Origin of the sequence: Mesorhizobium sp. M1066, assembly GCF_040318635.1 — a bacterium.
Lineage (GTDB): Bacteria > Pseudomonadota > Alphaproteobacteria > Rhizobiales > Rhizobiaceae > Mesorhizobium.
In genome coordinates this window covers 194,113-210,785 of record NZ_JAMYMR010000001.1, presented here as the reverse complement: position 1 = coordinate 210,785, position 16,673 = coordinate 194,113, and the positions used below count along the sequence as shown (strand labels likewise).

The following is a 16,673-nucleotide window of genomic DNA, read 5'->3' as shown; positions in this document are numbered from 1 at the left end:
CCTCCTTGTCCAATTTTTAGAGGTCCTTCAAGGCTCTCAGGCGGTGTCAAACATGCTGGCCGAAGTGATTTCCGGATTGAGGAACACACCACGCGGCCACGATATCTGGACCATGGCGCCCTCGCCCAGGCCGCTCGAATTGCGGAAATCGAGCACGGCACCAGAGCGTTCGAGCAGGGTCTTGGCGATGAACAGGCCGAGGCCCAGACCGCCGCCTGTTTCATTGCCTTGGCGCGTCGACATATAGGGCTCGCCGATGCGGTCGATGATCTCGGCTGGAAAGCCGGGGCCGTCATCGATGATCGAGAACGTGACGATGGCCTCGTCCCAACTCCAGCGCACGGTTACGCTTTTGCGGGCAAAATCGACGGCGTTCTCGACCAGGTTGCCGAGGCCGTAGATGACGCCCGGATTGCGTCGCCCGACCGGCTCGGGGCCGATGCGTTCGCCGGGCCGAAGCTTGATCGAGATGCCGAAGTCCCGGTGCGGCGCGGTGACCTCCTCGACCAGCGAAGTCAGTGGCAATCGCGAAAGATGCGCCTCGCCCTCGGAGGACAGGCTGGTCAGCCGCTTGAGAATCTCGCGGCAACGCTCGCTCTGCGAACGCAACAGCGTCACATCTTCCCCGTATTTCGGATCCTTGCCGAGCGCCTTTTCCATCTCCTTGGCGACAAGCGCGATGGTGGCGAGCGGCGTGCCGAGCTCGTGCGCGGCCGCGGCGGCCAGCCCGTCGAGTGCCGAAAGGTGCTGCTCGCGCTGCAGCACGAGCTCGGTTGCGGCGAGCGCATTGGCCAGAAGCCGGGCTTCGGCGGCCACCCGGAAGGCGTATATGGCGGTGAAGGCGATCGAGGACAGCACCGCCATCCACATGCCGGCGACATAGAGAAAAGGCATCGCCAGCGGCGCGTCCTCATGCCAGGGCAGCGGCAGATGGACAAAGACCAGAAAGGTCGCCGCCGACATCACCAGCCCGCCGAGGATGGCGGTCAGGCGCAGGGGCAGCGATGTCGCCGAAATGACGACAGGCACGGTCATCAGCAGCGAGAACGGGTTGGTGAGGCCGCCGGTCATGTAGAGCAGGCCGGCAAGCTGCAGGCTGTCGAAGATGAGGATGCCGAAGGCCGCAAGCGGCGTGAGCCGGTGCGCCGCCGGAAAGCGAAAGGCGAGAAACAGGTTCATCCAGGCCGAACAGGCGATTAGGGCAAAGCAGAGGCTGACCGGCAGTGGAAACTTCAGCCCATAGGCGACGACGAGCACCGTCAGGCTCTGACCGACAATGGCAAGCCAGCGCAACCGGATCAGCGTGTTGAGGCGCAGTCTCTGGCTCTGCTGGAAATCGGGCGAACGCAAAACGTTGATCATGGCCATGAATTACAGCCGCGAAGCGCTGAAGGCTAGGTCCCGCCCCAATCCGAGGAGTCGGATGGGGCTCTACTTCTTGTTTGAGCATGACCTTTCCAAAAACCGGTTTCCACTTTTTGGGATCATGCTCTGGGTTTTGCGCGGGCGGTGGCGGTCGCGAGCAGCGGGTTTTCCGGCCAGACGTGCTTGGGATAACGGCCGCGCATATCGGCGCGCACATCGGCCCAGGAGCCGCGCCAGAAGCCGGGCAGGTCGCGCGTCGTCTGGATTGGCCGGTGCGCCGGCGACAGGAGTTCGAGCGTCAGCGGCACACTGCCATTGGCGATGGCGGGATGGCGGTCGAGGCCGAACAGCTCCTGCACGCGAATCGCCAGCACCGGCCATTCGCCGTCATAGCGGATCGGCACATGGCTGCCCGACGGGGCATCGAAATGGGTCGGCGCCAGCGTATCGATCCTGCGCTGCAGATCATGCGGCACGAGGCTGGCCAGCCCGGCCGAGATAACGCCCGCATCTATGGCGGCAAACGATGCCGCGCCGGACAGGTAAGGCAGCAGCCAGTCATTGAGGCGCGCGATGAGAGCAGCATCCTCCATATCGGGCCAAGGCGCGCCAAGGCCGCGATGCAGCCAGCCAAGCCGCTGGCGCAGCGTTTGCGCCTCCTTGCTCCAATTCAGCAGCGACAGCCCGTGCTGGCGCACCGCATCGAGGACGGCGCGGTCGGCGTCGGGCCCCGTTGGCGGCGGCAGCATGCGTTCGGCGAGCGTGATGGCGCCAAGGCGCACGGTTTCACGCACACGCACGGCGCGCTTGTCGCGGTCGAAGCTCGTTTCGCGGCGGACCTCGATCCTGTCCGCCAGCGCAGCGCGGACATCGTCCTCGCCGATCGCCGCCGCCGCCGTGATGCGCGCATTCTGTGCCTTGCCCTGCAGGTCGGCGACGACCAGAAACGGCTCGCCCGCCAGCGGATCGCCGGCGTCGAGCATGGCGCCGGAGCCGTTGGCCAGCACGAAACGGCCACGCTCGCCACGCGCCTTCGCCACCCGATCCGGCCAGGCGTGGACGAGCAGGGGACCGGCTGACTTACCCTCCCCCTTGTGGGGAGGGTCGGCGAGCGCGCCTTGCGCAGCAAGGCGAGGGAGACGGGGTGGGAGTGCAGCGCTCGGCCTACCCCCACCCCGCTCCGCTTCGCGGATCGACCCTCCCCACAAGGGGGAGGGTGAAGAGGTGCCGGCCTGCCGCGCCAGCCGTTCGGCGAGCTGCTTGGCGGCGGTAGCGCGCGGAGATCTTTCCCCACGAAAGCGCATCAGCCGTCGCTCCAGATCGGCGCCGTCGCCACCAAGACCGCGTTCGGTGAGCAGCACCGCAAGCATCGCCGCCTCGAAGGCATGGCCGCTGCCGGCTGCCTCGGCAACCATGTGCGCCAACCGCACCGGCAGAGCGAGCTTGCGCATCGCTGCACCCGCCTCCGTCAGGCGGCCCGTCTCGTCGATGGCATCCAGCGCGCGCAGCAGTGCCCTTGCCTCACTAAGGGCCGGAACAGGCGGCGGATCGAGAAAGGCGAGCCCTGCCGGATCGGCAACGCCAAAGGCAGCGCAATCGAGCAGCAGTCCGGACAGATCGGCCTCGAGGATTTCCGGCGGCGTGAAAGTGGGAAGTGCAGCCGTCTGCTCGGCCCGCCACAGCCGGATGGCGACGCCAGCCTGCGTGCGCCCGGCACGGCCGGCGCGCTGGTCGGCGGAAGCCTTGCTGACACGCACGGTTTCCAGCCGGGTGAGGCCGCTGGCCGGCTCATAGCGCGGCAGGCGCGACAGGCCGGAATCGATGACGACGCGCACACCGTCGATGGTGATCGAGGTTTCGGCGATCGAGGTGGCCAGCACCACCTTGCGGCGGCCTGAAGGCGCCGGCTTGATCGCGGCGTCCTGCGCCTTGCCGTCGAGCATGCCGTAGAGCGGCACGATGTCGGTTTCAGTGCCGACCTTGCCGGCCAGCCGCTCGGCGGTTCGCTCGATCTCGCGTTGGCCGGGCAGGAAGGCAAGCACGCTGCCGATCTCGTCGGCAAGGGCTGTGCGGATCGCCTTGGCCATCGCGTCCTCGATGGCAATGCCGGTAGGGCGCTCGTCGTAGCGGATGTCGACAGGAAAGGCGCGCCCCTCGCTCTCGATCACCGGCGCACCCGACAGCAGTTTCGCGACCCGCGCGCCGTCGAGCGTTGCCGACATCACAGCCAAGCGCAGGTCCGGCCGCAGCGCACCCTGCACGTCGAGCGCCAGTGCGAGCCCAAAATCGCCATCGAGCGAACGCTCGTGGAATTCGTCGAAAATGACAGCCGAAACGCCGGGCAATTCGGGATCGTCGAGGATCATGCGCGCCAGCACGCCTTCGGTGACGACTACGATTCTGGTCTTTGCCGAAATGCGGTTTTCCATGCGCATGGCATAGCCGACGGTGGCGCCAGGTTCCTCACCAAGCAATTCAGCCATCCGGCGGGCGGCGGCGCGGGCGGCGAGGCGGCGCGGTTCAAGCAGGATGATCTTGCCGGCGCCGAGCCAAGGCGCGTCAAGCAGCGCCAGCGGCACCAGCGTCGTCTTGCCGGCGCCCGGCGGCGCCACCAGCACGGCGCTGTTGCCATGGCCGAGCGCTTCCCTCAGCGCCGGCAGCACGGCAGATACAGGAAGCTCCGGCAGGGGTTTTGTGGTCATGGCGCCCGCATATCAGCGGTTGTGGCCACGGCGCAACCAGAGACGGTTCAAAGCCGGGTGCGCGAAAACGGGTTCCAGCGCACGGTGCCCAGCCGCGCTTCCTCCCGCACCATGGTCAACAGGCCGGCGCCGCCAACGACCGCCAGACCAACCAGCGACAGCCCGTCCGGATATTCCTGGAAGAACAACGCGCCGAGGACCACCGCCCAGGCGATCTGCGAATAATGCGTCGGCGCAACGCGGTTGGCGGGCGCGTATTTCATGGCCAGCAGTTGAAGGAATTGTCCACCTGCGGTGAAGGCTCCGGCCATTGCCAGCCACAGCAACTGCTTTCCGCTGGGAACAGTGAAGGCGGTGGCGGCGGCACCGATGCCGTTGAACAGCAGGCCGCAACCGACCAGCACGCCGAGCATGGTGGTGCGCTTTTCCTGCTGCGCCAGCGAGCGCATCAGGATGACGCTGGTGGCGGCGAGGAAGGCAACGCCGAAGGCGGCAAGATGGCCGAGATTGAGCTCGCGAAAGCCAGGCCGCACCACCAGCATGACGCCGGCAAAACCGGCGACCACCGCCAGCCAGCGCCAGGGGCCGACCTTCTCCTTGAGGATCACCGTGGAGAGGATGGTGACGCAGAGCGGCGCCAGGAAGATCAGCGCATAGGACTCGGCCAGCGGAATGGTGGTGAAGGCGTAGACGCTGAGCACGCCGGAAGCGATACCCGCCCAGGCACGCGCCTGCACCGCCCATGGCCTTTTGGTGCGCCAGAAATCACGCCAGCGTTCACCCGCAGGCCGCGTGAAGAATAGGAAGAAGCCCGCGAACAAGGTTATGAAAAAGCCGATCTCGAAGATCGTGAGCTGACCGCCCAGGCTTTTGACAACGGCATCGCTGCCCGAATAGCTTGCGTAGGCGATCAGAGCGAGCAGGATTCCGTTCGTCACGTTGTTCCAGTTCCGGGGAGAGAGTGATTTGAAAATCCTAGCGCTCGGTGCGCATCCGGACGACATCGAGATCTTCATGTTCGGTACGATGGCCGCCTATGCCGCGCAAGGCGCAGAACTCACTTTTGCCATAGCCACGGACGGTGCCAGGGGCGGCACGAGTGATCCCGCTGTTCTCGCTCGTGTCCGTCGCGACGAAGCAACGGCCGCGGCCGCGCTGGTAGGTGCAACGCCACGCTTCCTCGACTTCCCCGACGGCGAGCTGGTGGCAGATGCAGCGCTGATCGGAGCTCTGAAAGCACTGATTGGTCAAACCGGCCCGGATCTGGTGATCACGCATGCGCCCAACGACTATCACGCCGACCATCGCGCGCTGTCGGACGGCGTGCGCATCGCGGCGTCTTTCACCGTCCCGGTGCTGCATGCCGACACGATGGGCGGCACCGGTTTTTCGCCGACGCACTACGTCGACATTTCCGGGTATGCCGACGTCAAGGTTGAGGCGATCCGAATGCATCAGTCGCAGGATCCCGACCGCTTCGTCGACATCGCGCGGACACAGAACGCCTTTCGCGCCGGCCAGTGCAACGGCGTGCAAGGCTCGCTGGCCGAAGCGTTCCGCTTCGAACCGTCGTTCCCGTTCGCCGATATCCGTATGCTGCTGCCGCCGGCGCCGCCGATCCGGAAGGTGATGGTGAGCACCAGAAGGGTCGATTGAAAGCCGAGGCTGCCCCACGTCCTGGTCAGAATCGGCCTGAGCAGCTTCGGTAAGCCGACCAGCGGCCCGCGCTTTTCCCAACGTTTTCAGACATCGCCATAAGCATGCTGCGGCGCAGCAACGAATTCGCTTGCCTTGTTTAGTAAAAATTGCATCACTAAACAAATTACTAAACATCCGCAGCGTAACCGCGCAGCCATGTTTGGGCCCCTGAGGAGAGGGGTTGAGGGCTTTTGAAACCGTCATCCGGGCGCGTTTCGCAAATGGGAGGAAGTCATGAAATCGAGCTTGAAACTGGCGTTGGGACTGACCTCGGCGATCACAGCGTCGACAGCCGTCTCGAATGTCGCGCACGCTGAAGACCTGACACTGTGCTGGGCCGCATGGGACCCGGCAAACGCGCTTGTCGAACTGTCCAAGGATTTTACCAAGGAAACCGGCATCGGCATGAAATTCGAGTTCGTGCCGTGGACCAACTATGCCGACCGTTTCCTCAACGAGCTGAATTCGCACGGCAAATTGTGCGACCTGATCATCGGCGACAGCCAGTGGATCGGCGGCGCTGCCGAGAACGGCCATTACGTCAAGCTGAACGACTTCTTCGACAAGGAGAAGATCAGCATGGACGATTTCGTGCCGGCAACCGTCGTCGGCTATTCGGAATGGCCGAAGAACACGCCGAACTACTGGGCGCTGCCGGCCATGGGCGACGTCGTCGGCTGGACCTATCGCAAGGACTGGTTCTCCAAGCCGGAGCTGCAGAAGGAATTCAAGGAGAAATACGGCTGGGATCTCGGCCCGCCGACCACCTTCGACCAGCTGAAGCAGGTCGCCGAGTTCTTCCAGAAGCGTGAGATCGACGGCAAGACCGTCTACGGCGCCTCGATCTACACCGAGCGCGGCTCTGAAGGCATCACCATGGGCGCCATGGACGTGCTCTACAGCTATGGCTTCCAGTACGAAAACCCCAAGAAGCCCTACGAGATGGAAGGGTTCGTCAACTCCGACAAGTCGGTGAAGGGCCTGGAGTTCTACAAGGCGCTCTATGACTGCTGCACCCCACCCGGCGCCTCGAACAGCTACATGGGCGAAGGCGTCGATGCCTTCAAATCCGGCCAGGTGGCGATGCACATGAACTTCGCCTTCACATGGCCCGGCCTGCAGAAGGACGAGAATGTCGGCGGCGACAAGATCGGCTACTTCGTCAACCCGAAAGGTCCGGACGGCGAGCAATTCGCGCAGCTCGGCGGCCAGGGTATCTCCGTGGTGTCCTATTCCGACAAGCAGGAGGCGGCGCTGAAATACATCAAGTGGTTCGCCAACAAGGACGTGCAGTCCAAGTGGTGGTCGCTCGGCGGTTATTCCTGCCTCAACGCGGTGGTCAAGGATCCGGGCTTCCCAGCCAGCCAGCCCTACGCGCAGACCTTCCTCGACTCGATGGCCATCGTGAAGGACTTCTGGGCCGAGCCGAGCTACGCACCGCTGCTGCAGGCTTCGCAGAAACGCTTCCATGACTATGTCGTCGCCGGCCAGGGTTCAGCCAAGGATGCATTGGACGGCCTGGTCAAGGACTGGACGCAGGTCTTCCAGGACGATGGCAAGATGTAATCGGCTCCTCCCGAGCTAGGGCCCTAGCGTCCCGTGCCGCCCTTGGCACGGGACGCAGTTCAGATAAATTCCATGACAGAGACGACCAAGTGACCGAAGCAGGACTCACCATGCTCAATCGGACCGCGGAGAACGTTGCCCGGGCGACCCCGGAGCCGTTGGCCCGCAAGGTCCGGGGCATCAGCGACAAGGGCCTCGCCTGGCTGTTCATCTCGCCGACGATCCTGTTGCTGCTGGCCATCAACATCTTCCCGCTGTTCTGGGCGATCTATCTGTCGTTCACCAACTACCGGGCCAACCGCCCGAACGAGGTGGTGAAGAATCTCGGGCTCGCCAACTACCAACGCATCCTCGGCGATAAGGATATCTGGATCGCCATGCAGACGACGGCGCATTTCGTGTTCTGGACCATCCTGTTGCAGACGCTGATCGGCTTCACGCTGGCCTGGCTGATCGACCGGAAGTTCCGCGGCCACGCCTTCTGGACGACGCTGATCCTGGTGCCCATGATGCTGTCGCCGGCGGTGGTCGGTAATTTCTGGCGCTTCCTCTACGAGCCGCAGATCGGCCTGTTCGCCTACGCGATTTCCTTCGTCACGAGGATCCCGCCGACCGATATCCAGATGCTCTCCAACGTCTCGCTGGCGCCCTGGTCGATCATCATCGTCGACACCTGGATGTGGACACCCTACGTGATGCTGATCTGCCTCGCGGGCCTACGCTCCATCCCCGAATACATCTACGAGGCGGCCGAGGTCGACCGCGCCTCCAACTGGCGGCAATTCTGGTCGATCACGCTGCCGATGGCGCTGCCCTTCATCATGCTGGCTGTGCTGTTTCGCGGCATCGAGAACTTCAAGATGTTCGACATGGTCAATCTGTTGACCGGCGGCGGGCCGGGCTCGACCACCGAGGTCGCCTCGATAACGCTGAAGCGGCAGGCTTTCGAAAGCTGGCGCACCGGCTATTCCTCGGCCTTCGCAATCATTCTTTTCGTGGCGGTGTTCGGCCTCGCCAACATCTACGTCAAGGCGCTCAACAAGGTGAAGCAGAGATGAGCCTGACCACAGCCCACTCGGTCGTCGCACCGAGCAGCAACTCGAAACGGATCGCCGGCACGATCATCGTGCTTTACGCACTGATCTCGATCGTGCCGCTGCTGTGGATCTTCGCCACCAGCTTCAAGACGCCGCCGGATTCAATCGCCTATCCGCCCAAGATCCTGTTCCAGCCCAGCCTCGAGGGCTACTGCAATTTGTTCACGACGCGGACCCGGCAGACGCCGGAATACATCAACTCGCTCGGCCCGGCGACGGGCTTCTGCGACGAGACCACGCGCAAGCGCAACATGGTGATCGCCGGCCCGTCCAACTTCCTGCCGCGCTTCGTCAATTCGCTGATCATCGCCTTCGGCTCGACCTTTTGCGCCGTGTTCCTCGGCACGCTCTCGGCCTATGGCTTCTCGCGCTTCAAGGTGCCGCTCGCCGACGACCTTTTGTTCTTCATCCTGTCGACGCGCTTCATGCCGCCGATCGCCGTCGCCATTCCGATCTACCTGATGTACCGCGAGCTTGGCCTGTCGGACACCGCGCTCGGCATGATCCTGCTCTATACGGCGGTCAACGTGTCGCTGGCTGTATGGCTGCTGAAAGGCTTCATCGACGAGATCCCGCGCGAATATGAGGAAGCGGCGATGATCGACGGCTATACGCGGCTGCAAGCCTTCTGGCGCACCGTGCTGCCGCAGGCGACCACGGGCATTGCCGCGACCGCCATCTTCTGCCTGATCTTCGCCTGGAACGAATATGCGTTCGCTACGCTCCTGACTTCCGGCACGGCGCAGACCGCGCCGCCTTTCATCCCGACCATTATCGGCGAAGGCGGCCAGGACTGGCCGGCGGTCGCAGCCGGCACGACGATCTTCCTGGTGCCGATCCTGGTTTTCACCATCCTGCTCCGCAAGCAATTGCTGCGCGGCATCACCTTCGGCGCGGTGCGCAAATGATTGATGTGGGAATAAGAGGCCGCCGGTGTCACCGTTTACCCTCTCCTCGTTCACGGCTACGGGATCGACACATTTGCGAACGCTTAGCATTTAGCGAGAGCGTGCATGGCAAGCAGGCACGTGTATCGTCTCGCGCCGCGTCAGGTCGACCCCCACTCCGTCGCGCTTCGCTCGACACCTCTCCCCCGATCGACGGGCTAGAGGAAGGGCGCGAACTTAATTTAGCCAGGCTCCCTTCCTCTCCCTCCGGAGGGGGGAGAGGTGGCGCTGCGAAGCAGCGACGGAGTGGGGGAACCACCTGGCAGCCATCTCGCCCCGTGAACGGGGAGAAGGAAGGGAGTGGAGCATGACGCGTCCTGTTGCTCCCATCAAACCATCATGGCCCCGTTGGGCACGGCGCGGCCTGATGGAAAACATCGCGACGGCACTGATCGCCATCGGCTTCCTGATGCTGTTCCAGCCCTTCGCGCTGTCGCTCTACACCTATTCCTTCATCACCATGCTCGCCGGCACGGTGATGTTCATCATCGTCTCCAAGTTCCCGGAATAATCATGGCTGAAATTCGCGTCCAGCATCTGAGAAAGGCCTTCGGCGATTTCGTCGCCGTGCAGGATTCCAACTTCGTCGTCGAGGATGGCGAATTCTTCGTCATGCTCGGACCATCCGGCTGCGGCAAGACGACGACCTTGCGCATGATCGCGGGACTCGAGCTGCCGACCGGCGGCCAGATCCTGCTCGGCGGCGACGACGTCACCATGCTGCGGGCCCGCGAGCGCGACATCGCCTTCGTCTTCCAGCTGTTCGCGCTCTATCCGCACATGAATGTGCGCAAAAACATCGGCTTCCCGCTGTTGGCGCAAGGCATGCCTTCGGCCGAAATCCGCACACGGGTCGAAGAAACGGCGAAGCTGCTGCGCATCGACCATCTGCTCAACAAATCCGTCTCCGGACTTGCCGGCGGCGACCGTCAGCGTGTGGCGCTCGGCCGCGCCATCGTGCGGCGGCCGAAGTGCTTCCTGATGGATGAGCCGCTGGGGACCCTTGATACCGAATTCCGCGATCTGATGGTCCATGAACTGCGCGAACTGCACAACCGCATCCACGCCACCACCGTCTATGTCACGCACGATCAGATGGAAGCGATGTCGATGGCCGACAAGATCGCGGTGATGAACCATGGCGTCATCGAGCAGTTCGGCACGCCGCGCGAAATCTACGACCGCCCGGCGACCATGTTCGTTGCCGACTTCATCGGCTCGCCGCCGATGAATTTTCTGGGTTTTGGCGGCGGGCTGGCCAAAGGCGCCAGGGAGATCATCGTGCAAGGTGCGAAGGTCGCGGTGCCGGAGGTACGAGAGGACATCGCACCCAGCGACATGGCCCTTGGCATCCGCCCGGAGCACATACGCTTCGACGACGCCTCCAAGCTGCGCGGCGCCATCTATGGCACCGAATATCTCGGCACCACGCAGATCGTCGCGGTGGAGACGGCGGACGGCATCATCAAGGCACGCGTGCCGGCCGAGATTCGGCTCGCCACCGGCGATCACGTCGGCCTGACGCTGAGCAGCGCGCGGCTGTCGCTGTTCGAGAAGGGATCCGGCCGCGCGGTGAGAACCGCGATCCACGATGTCGCCTCTGAGCGGAGGGCCCAGCATGGCTGAGGTACAGATCAAGAACGTGACCAAGAGTTTCGGAGACCATGCCGCTGTCAACGGCCTCGACCTGCACATAGCAGATGGTGAATTCGTCGTGCTGCTCGGGCCGACTGGGGCCGGCAAGACAACGACGCTGCGGCTCATCGCCGGGTTGGAACGGCCGGATACCGGCACGATCGAGATCGGCGGCCACAATGCCACGACACTCTCGCCGGCCGAGCGCGACACGGCTTTCGTCTTCCAGCAATATTCGCTCTATCCGCATCTGTCGGTGTTCGACAATCTCGCCTTCCCGCTGCGCTCGCCGGCACGGAAAATGCCGGAAGACCAGATCCGACGCCGGGTCGAGGAGGTGGCGAAGATGGTGCGCATCCATCACAAGCTCGCCAACCGCTCGACCAGACTTTCGGGCGGCGAAATGCAGCGCGTCGCCATCGGCCGCGCGCTGGTGCGCAAGCCTTCGATCTATCTGATGGACGAGCCGCTGTCGTCGCTCGACGCCAAGCTGCGCGGCGATCTCAGGCTCGAGCTGAAGCGCATCCAGACCGAACTCGGCGCCACCATGCTTTATGTCACGCATGATCAGATCGAGGCGATGACCATGGCCGACCGTATCGGCATCCTTGCCGATGGCGTGCTGGTGCAGATAGGCTCGCCGCGCACCATCTATTCCGAGCCGGCAAACCTGCATGTCGCGGCAAGGCTCGGCCAACCGGCGATCAATCTTCTGCCGACCGGACTGCTGCCTGATGCCGGCGCACCAGCCGGGACCAAGACGATCGGCGCGCGCACCGAACATCTTTCGATCGCGAAGGCTGCGAATGGTCATGCCGACGGCGTCGTCGACTGGGTCGAGCATCTCGGTGATCAGAACCATTTGCATGTGACAGTGGGGACCAAGAAACTGGTGACGCTGACCGATCCCGACACGGATCTGGCGCAGGGTGACAAAGTGGTGATCCGCTACCGGGCGCCGCTGTATTTCGGCGCCGATGGACAGCGATTGATGTGAGCGGTTTTCGGTGATTCAGCACCGGTTTTGACTTTGCCAGTACGGGACGAATTCGATGAAGCACTTTTTCAACCGCAGGGAAACGATCGTCACCGAGGCGCTCGACGGCCTGTTACGGACCATCGGATCAGGCGATCTCGCGCGCCTCGACGGCTATCCCGAGATCAAGGTCATCCTGCGCGCCGACTGGGACAAGACGAAAGTCAGCGTCGTCTCGGGCGGTGGCGCCGGGCACGAACCGTCACATGCCGGCTTCGTCGGCAAGGGCATGCTGACGGCGGCGGTCTCGGGCGAGATCTTTGCCTCGCCAAGCGTCGAAGCCGTGCTGGCGGCCATCCGGGCGGTCAGCGGTCCGGCCGGCTGCCTGCTGATCGTCAAAAACTACACCGGCGACCGCCTCAATTTCGGCCTGGCGGCCGAGAAGGCGCGCGCCGAAGGGTTTCGCGTCGAGATGGTGATCGTCGCCGACGACATGGCGCTGCCGGACATCAACCAGCCGCGCGGCGTTGCCGGCACTTTGTTCGTGCACAAGATCGCAGGCCATCTGTCGGAGGCCGGCCATGATCTGGCATTCGTCGCAACGGCCGCTCGCGCGGCGGCCAAGGATATCGTTTCGCTCGGCATGTCGCTGTCGTCCTGCTCGATCCCCGGCCAGCCGCACGAAGACAGGTTTGGCGAGAACGATGGTGAACTCGGCCTCGGCATTCATGGCGAGCCGGGCGTCGAAAGGATTGCGGTGCAGAGTGCCGACAAGCTGGTGGCGATCATGGCGGAGCGCCTCGCGGCACGGCTTGATCCCAAGGCCACCTACGCCTTGCTGATCAACAATCTCGGCTCCGTGCCGCCGCTCGAAATGTCTGTCGTCGCCAATGCGGTGCTTGCATCGCCGCTCGCCAAGATCGTCAAGCTGACGATCGGGCCCGGGCCGCTGATGACGGCGCTCAACATGAACGGCTTCTCGCTGTCGCTGATCCGGCTCGACGCCGCGCGCGAAGCAGCCTTGTTGGCGCCGGTCGGCCCGCATGCCTGGATGCCGGCAAAGCCCGTTGTGCCGCCTGCCATCGTGCCGATGGCAAAAGCGGCCGGACAGAGCGCGCCACGCAAGCCCAGCCAGGATGCGCGGACCCGCTCTCTTCTCGTCACCATCTGCGAACGACTGATCGCGCTGGAAACCACGTTGAACGGGCTCGACGCCAAGGCGGGCGACGGCGACACGGGCTCGACGGTCGCGGCCGGCGCGCGCAGCATCCTCGAGCGGCTTGATGCGCTGCCGCTTGCCGAGCCGGCGGCGACCCTTGGCGCGATGGGCGACATTCTGAGCGCCTCGATGGGCGGCTCAAGCGGCGTGCTGCTGTCGATCTTCTTCACGGCGGCGGCGCAGGCTCTGGATAGCGGCGCGAGCTTGGCCAAGGCGCTGCTTGCCGGCCTTGAGCGGATGACCTTTTATGGCGGCGCAAGGGTGGGGGATCGCACGATGGTCGATGCCCTGGAGCCTGCCCTCAGAGCGCTCGATGCCAAGAGCCTGGACGAAGCGGCTATCGCGGCTCGCCATGGTGCCGAGGCCACCGCTGCCATGGACAGGGCAAAATCCGGGCGGTCCGCCTATGTCGGCAGCAAGCTGCAAGGCGTGGCCGACCCCGGCGCCTATGCAGTGGCCGAGGTTTTCGCGGCGGCGGCCGCGCTCCACGAAGCGGCCTGATTCATGCTCCAGTTGTCGAATGAGCGTTCTTTCGATACTGCGGGCGGCATGGAAACCGGGAATGCGGGTGACATGGCGGCATTGAACCTTGCCCGGCTGATCGCGGCCGCTGCGGATACCATTGCCGCTCACGCCGAGGAGTTGACGGCGCTCGACCAGGCGATCGGCGACGGCGACCACGGGCTGAACATGAAGCGCGGCTTCGAGGCCGTGCGCGCCGAAGCCGAAGCATTTTCGGCCAAACCGCTGCCCGATGCCCTGAAGGCGATCGGCACCAAGCTGGTGATGACGGTCGGCGGCGCCTCCGGCCCGCTATTTGGCACCCTGTTCCTGGCGCTCGGCAAGGAGATTTCAGCGGCGCCTGATCGCGCCAATCTGACGGCGGCGTTCGGCAAGGCGATCGAAGCGGTGGCCGCGCGGGGCAAATCGCAGATCGGACAAAAAACCCTGCTTGACGTGCTGCAGCCGGTGCATGACGCGCTGCTGCAGGGAAAGACAGCTCTTGAAATCGCCGATATCGCCGAGGCGGCGGCCGAGGCGACCGTGCCGATGAAAGCCTTGCGTGGCCGCGCCTCGTTCCTTGGCGACCGCTCGATCGGCCACATGGATGCCGGTGCACGTTCGACCGCGCTTCTGGTGCGCACGATCGTCGAAACGCTGGAAGGTCAGCCATGAGCAATGTCGGCATCGTCATCGTTTCGCATTCGCCGCTGGTTGCCGAGGGCACGGCCGACATGGTGCGGCAGATGGTGGGCGACGAAGTGCCTCTTGCGTGGTGCGGCGGAAACGGCCATGGCGGGCTCGGCACCAATGTCGAGGCGATCATGGGCGCTATCGACAAGGCCTGGTCGGAAGCCGGTGTCGCCATTCTGGTCGATCTCGGCGGCGCCGAGACCAATTCGGAAATGGCGGTGGAGATGATCGGCGAGCCACGCTCGCAAAAGATCATCGTCTGCAACGCGCCTATCGTCGAAGGCGCGGTGATGGCGGCGACAGAGTCGTCCGGTGGCGCATCGCTCAGGGAAGTGGTGGCGACGGCGCATGAATTGTCGCCGTCGTGAACGAACGGGAATTTTGAAAGACATGTCCGCATCCGCCGAAGCGACCATTGTGATCACCCATGAGGTGGGTCTGCACGCGCGTCCTTCGGTGAAGTTCACCAAGCTGGCCAAGAGCTTTGCCGCCGAGGTGGAAATCGCGCTTGCCGCCAACGGACCATGGTTCGACGCCAAGAGCATCGTCAAGGTGATGGCGGCCAAGGCGCCGAAGGGCACGGTGCTGCGCATCAGGGCCAGCGGTGACGGCGCCAATGATGCCGTCGACGCGCTGGTCGAACTGGTGCGGCGCGATTTCGACGAAGGCGCGGACCATGCCCGAACCGCTTAGGATTAAAGGCATTTCGGCCTCGGCCGGTTATGCCGAAGGGCCGCTCTTCGACCTCGACCAGACTGTCCGCTCCTATGTCGGCAAAGAAACAGCCGACGATGAGAAGGCCGCGCTCGAAGCCGCAATCGGCATTGCCACGGGCCGTCTCACTGCAATGATCGGGATGGCCGAGGGCGATGCCGCCGACATCCTCGAATTCCAGATCGCCATGCTGCAAGACGATGCGCTGAGCAGCCCGGCCTTTGCCGCGATCCGCACCGGCCTGCCAGCCGACAAAGCATGGCGGCAAGCGCTTGATGCTGAGACTGCCGGCTACGATGCTTCAGACCAGGATTATTTCCGCGCGCGTGCCGCCGACATCCGCGACATCAGGGATCAGGTGCTGCGGGCGCTGTCCGAGGATGGCGACGTCCAGGCGCCAGCCGGCGCCATCCTCTATGGCGAGGACATCGCGCCGACGCGTTTTCTCGAAACCGACTGGAGCCGCGGCGGCGGCATCGCGCTGAAGGCGGGCAGCACCGCCAGCCACGTCGCCATGCTGGCGCGTTCGCGCGGCGTGCCGATGGTTGTCGGGTTGGGCACTTCGCTAGCTCATCTAGCCGGCACAGCGCTGCTCGACGCCGAACATGGCGGCATCGTGCTATCACCCTCCAAGTCTGAAATCGCTGCCTTTCGCCAATCCTCCTCATCGTTCCGGGCGCGCCGCGATCGAGCCGCAACGTTCCTGGCGCGGCCGGCGATCACCAAGACCGGCACAGCGGTGCGGGTGCAGGTCAACATCGCCGACCCGTCCGAGGTCGACGGCATCGATATCGCCACCTGCGACGGGGTCGGGCTGATGCGCACCGAATTCCTGTTCGGCAAGACGCTTCCCGATGAAGAGACGCAGTATCGCGCCTATCACAAGGTGCTGGAGTGGGCCGGCGAAAAACCGGTGACGATCCGCACCGTCGATGCTGGCGGCGACAAGCCGGTGCCCGGCTTCACCGTCGAGGAGAGCAATCCTTTCCTCGGCCTGCGCGGGATCAGGCTGTCGCTGGCAAGGCCGGAGGTGTTTCGTGTACAGATCCGGGCGCTGCTGCGCGCCGCCGTCCATGGCAGCCTGAAAGTGATGTTTCCGATGGTCGCCGTTTTGGAGGAATACCGACAGGCAGCGGCGATGTTCGCCGAGGAGCAGGCCGCACTTGCCGCGCGCGGTATCGCGAACAAGATGCCGCCCCTCGGCATTATGGTCGAGGTGCCTTCGGTGGCGATCGTGCCGGAAGCCTTTACTGATGCCGCCTTCTTCTCGATCGGCTCCAACGACCTCACCCAATATGTCATGGCGGCGGCCCGCGACAACGCTGCCGTGGCACATCTCAATTCGGTCCGCCATCCGGCCGTGCTGCGGCTGATCGCTGCCGTGACTGCGTTCGGCTCGCGTGAAAATATCCCGGTCAGCCTGTGCGGCGATGCCGGCGGCGATCCAGCCTCCATCCCGTCATTGCTTGAGGCGGGCCTGCGCGACTTTTCCGTCGCCCCGGCGCAACTCGCCATGGCCAAGGCGGCCATCGCGGACGTTTCTGTCTAGGCGCGGCTGGC

The 16,673-nt window shown here is 64.2% G+C and carries 15 protein-coding genes; 12 read left to right on the top strand and 3 right to left on the bottom strand.

Going from position 1 to position 16,673, the window contains the following annotated elements:
• Positions 1 to 36: 36 nt before the first annotated feature.
• From NKH52_RS00925 to NKH52_RS00915, 3 genes are all read right to left on the bottom strand, one after another.
• Positions 37 to 1,368 carry an ActS/PrrB/RegB family redox-sensitive histidine kinase gene (locus NKH52_RS00925; RefSeq protein WP_032909257.1) on the bottom strand — a complete coding sequence of 444 codons (1,332 nt, stop codon included), beginning with the start codon at positions 1,366 to 1,368 and terminating at the stop codon, positions 37 to 39.
• A 116-nt stretch (positions 1,369 to 1,484) separates the two neighbouring features.
• Positions 1,485 to 4,067, bottom strand: a complete 2,583-nt coding sequence (gene hrpB / locus NKH52_RS00920) for an ATP-dependent helicase HrpB (RefSeq protein WP_352729190.1) — start codon at positions 4,065 to 4,067, stop codon at positions 1,485 to 1,487.
• A gap of 47 nt (positions 4,068 to 4,114) precedes the next feature.
• Complete coding sequence (locus NKH52_RS00915; protein ID WP_352729192.1) at positions 4,115 to 5,005, bottom strand: DMT family transporter; 891 nt, start codon at positions 5,003 to 5,005, stop codon at positions 4,115 to 4,117.
• Between the two features lie 28 nt (positions 5,006 to 5,033).
• On the opposite strand from NKH52_RS00915, the gene NKH52_RS00910 reads away from it, so the two are divergent.
• From NKH52_RS00910 to ptsP, 12 genes are all read left to right on the top strand, one after another.
• Positions 5,034 to 5,723, top strand: coding sequence for a PIG-L deacetylase family protein (locus tag NKH52_RS00910; RefSeq protein ID WP_352729296.1), 690 nt, complete (start codon positions 5,034 to 5,036; stop codon positions 5,721 to 5,723).
• A 276-nt stretch (positions 5,724 to 5,999) separates the two neighbouring features.
• Complete coding sequence (locus NKH52_RS00905; RefSeq protein ID WP_352729194.1) at positions 6,000 to 7,331, top strand: ABC transporter substrate-binding protein; 1,332 nt, start codon at positions 6,000 to 6,002, stop codon at positions 7,329 to 7,331.
• A 110-nt stretch (positions 7,332 to 7,441) separates the two neighbouring features.
• Positions 7,442 to 8,389: a carbohydrate ABC transporter permease gene (locus NKH52_RS00900; RefSeq protein ID WP_013528078.1), complete on the top strand. Its 948-nt coding sequence runs from the start codon at positions 7,442 to 7,444 to the stop codon at positions 8,387 to 8,389.
• Complete coding sequence (locus NKH52_RS00895) at positions 8,386 to 9,336, top strand: carbohydrate ABC transporter permease (RefSeq protein WP_352729196.1); 951 nt, start codon at positions 8,386 to 8,388, stop codon at positions 9,334 to 9,336. The genes NKH52_RS00900 and NKH52_RS00895 overlap by 4 nt, the downstream gene beginning before the upstream one ends.
• Positions 9,337 to 9,682: 346 nt before the next feature.
• Positions 9,683 to 9,886: a hypothetical protein gene (locus NKH52_RS00890; protein WP_352729198.1), complete on the top strand. Its 204-nt coding sequence runs from the start codon at positions 9,683 to 9,685 to the stop codon at positions 9,884 to 9,886.
• Positions 9,887 to 9,888: 2 nt separating this feature from the next.
• Positions 9,889 to 11,001, top strand: coding sequence for an ABC transporter ATP-binding protein (locus tag NKH52_RS00885; RefSeq protein WP_352729200.1), 1,113 nt, complete (start codon positions 9,889 to 9,891; stop codon positions 10,999 to 11,001).
• Positions 10,994 to 12,007 (top strand): ABC transporter ATP-binding protein, encoded by a 1,014-nt coding sequence (locus NKH52_RS00880; protein WP_352729202.1) that lies wholly within the window; start codon positions 10,994 to 10,996, stop codon positions 12,005 to 12,007. The genes NKH52_RS00885 and NKH52_RS00880 overlap by 8 nt, the downstream gene beginning before the upstream one ends.
• 55 nt (positions 12,008 to 12,062) lie before the next feature.
• Entirely contained in the window at positions 12,063 to 13,706 is a 1,644-nt protein-coding gene (locus NKH52_RS00875; protein WP_352729204.1) for a dihydroxyacetone kinase subunit DhaK, read from the top strand.
• A gap of 72 nt (positions 13,707 to 13,778) precedes the next feature.
• Positions 13,779 to 14,381, top strand: coding sequence for a dihydroxyacetone kinase subunit DhaL (gene dhaL, locus NKH52_RS00870; RefSeq protein ID WP_352729206.1), 603 nt, complete (start codon positions 13,779 to 13,781; stop codon positions 14,379 to 14,381).
• Complete coding sequence (gene dhaM, locus NKH52_RS00865; protein WP_352729208.1) at positions 14,378 to 14,767, top strand: dihydroxyacetone kinase phosphoryl donor subunit DhaM; 390 nt, start codon at positions 14,378 to 14,380, stop codon at positions 14,765 to 14,767. The genes dhaL and dhaM overlap by 4 nt, the downstream gene beginning before the upstream one ends.
• Positions 14,768 to 14,789: 22 nt before the next feature.
• On the top strand, positions 14,790 to 15,092 hold the full coding sequence (locus NKH52_RS00860; protein WP_352729210.1) for an HPr family phosphocarrier protein: 303 nt from the start codon (positions 14,790 to 14,792) through the stop codon (positions 15,090 to 15,092).
• Positions 15,076 to 16,662: a phosphoenolpyruvate--protein phosphotransferase gene (ptsP, locus tag NKH52_RS00855; protein ID WP_352729212.1), complete on the top strand. Its 1,587-nt coding sequence runs from the start codon at positions 15,076 to 15,078 to the stop codon at positions 16,660 to 16,662. Before NKH52_RS00860 ends, ptsP begins: the two co-directional genes overlap by 17 nt.
• The last annotated feature ends 11 nt before the right edge of the window (positions 16,663 to 16,673 follow it).

Bases quoted from the DNA above. Each gene is read 5' to 3' on its own strand.
- NKH52_RS00925 (WP_032909257.1), bottom strand. From the start codon at position 1,368: ATGGCCATGATCAACGTTTTGCGTTCGCCCGATTTCCAGCAGAGCCAG.
- hrpB (WP_352729190.1), bottom strand. From the start codon at position 4,067: ATGACCACAAAACCCCTGCCGGAGCTTCCTGTATCTGCCGTGCTGCCG.
- NKH52_RS00905 (WP_352729194.1), top strand. From the start codon at position 6,000: ATGAAATCGAGCTTGAAACTGGCGTTGGGACTGACCTCGGCGATCACA.
- NKH52_RS00900 (WP_013528078.1), top strand. From the start codon at position 7,442: ATGCTCAATCGGACCGCGGAGAACGTTGCCCGGGCGACCCCGGAGCCG.
- NKH52_RS00895 (WP_352729196.1), top strand. From the start codon at position 8,386: ATGAGCCTGACCACAGCCCACTCGGTCGTCGCACCGAGCAGCAACTCG.
- NKH52_RS00890 (WP_352729198.1), top strand. From the start codon at position 9,683: ATGACGCGTCCTGTTGCTCCCATCAAACCATCATGGCCCCGTTGGGCA.
- NKH52_RS00885 (WP_352729200.1), top strand. From the start codon at position 9,889: ATGGCTGAAATTCGCGTCCAGCATCTGAGAAAGGCCTTCGGCGATTTC.
- NKH52_RS00880 (WP_352729202.1), top strand. From the start codon at position 10,994: ATGGCTGAGGTACAGATCAAGAACGTGACCAAGAGTTTCGGAGACCAT.
- NKH52_RS00875 (WP_352729204.1), top strand. From the start codon at position 12,063: ATGAAGCACTTTTTCAACCGCAGGGAAACGATCGTCACCGAGGCGCTC.
- dhaL (WP_352729206.1), top strand. From the start codon at position 13,779: ATGGCGGCATTGAACCTTGCCCGGCTGATCGCGGCCGCTGCGGATACC.
- dhaM (WP_352729208.1), top strand. From the start codon at position 14,378: ATGAGCAATGTCGGCATCGTCATCGTTTCGCATTCGCCGCTGGTTGCC.
- NKH52_RS00860 (WP_352729210.1), top strand. From the start codon at position 14,790: ATGTCCGCATCCGCCGAAGCGACCATTGTGATCACCCATGAGGTGGGT.
- ptsP (WP_352729212.1), top strand. From the start codon at position 15,076: ATGCCCGAACCGCTTAGGATTAAAGGCATTTCGGCCTCGGCCGGTTAT.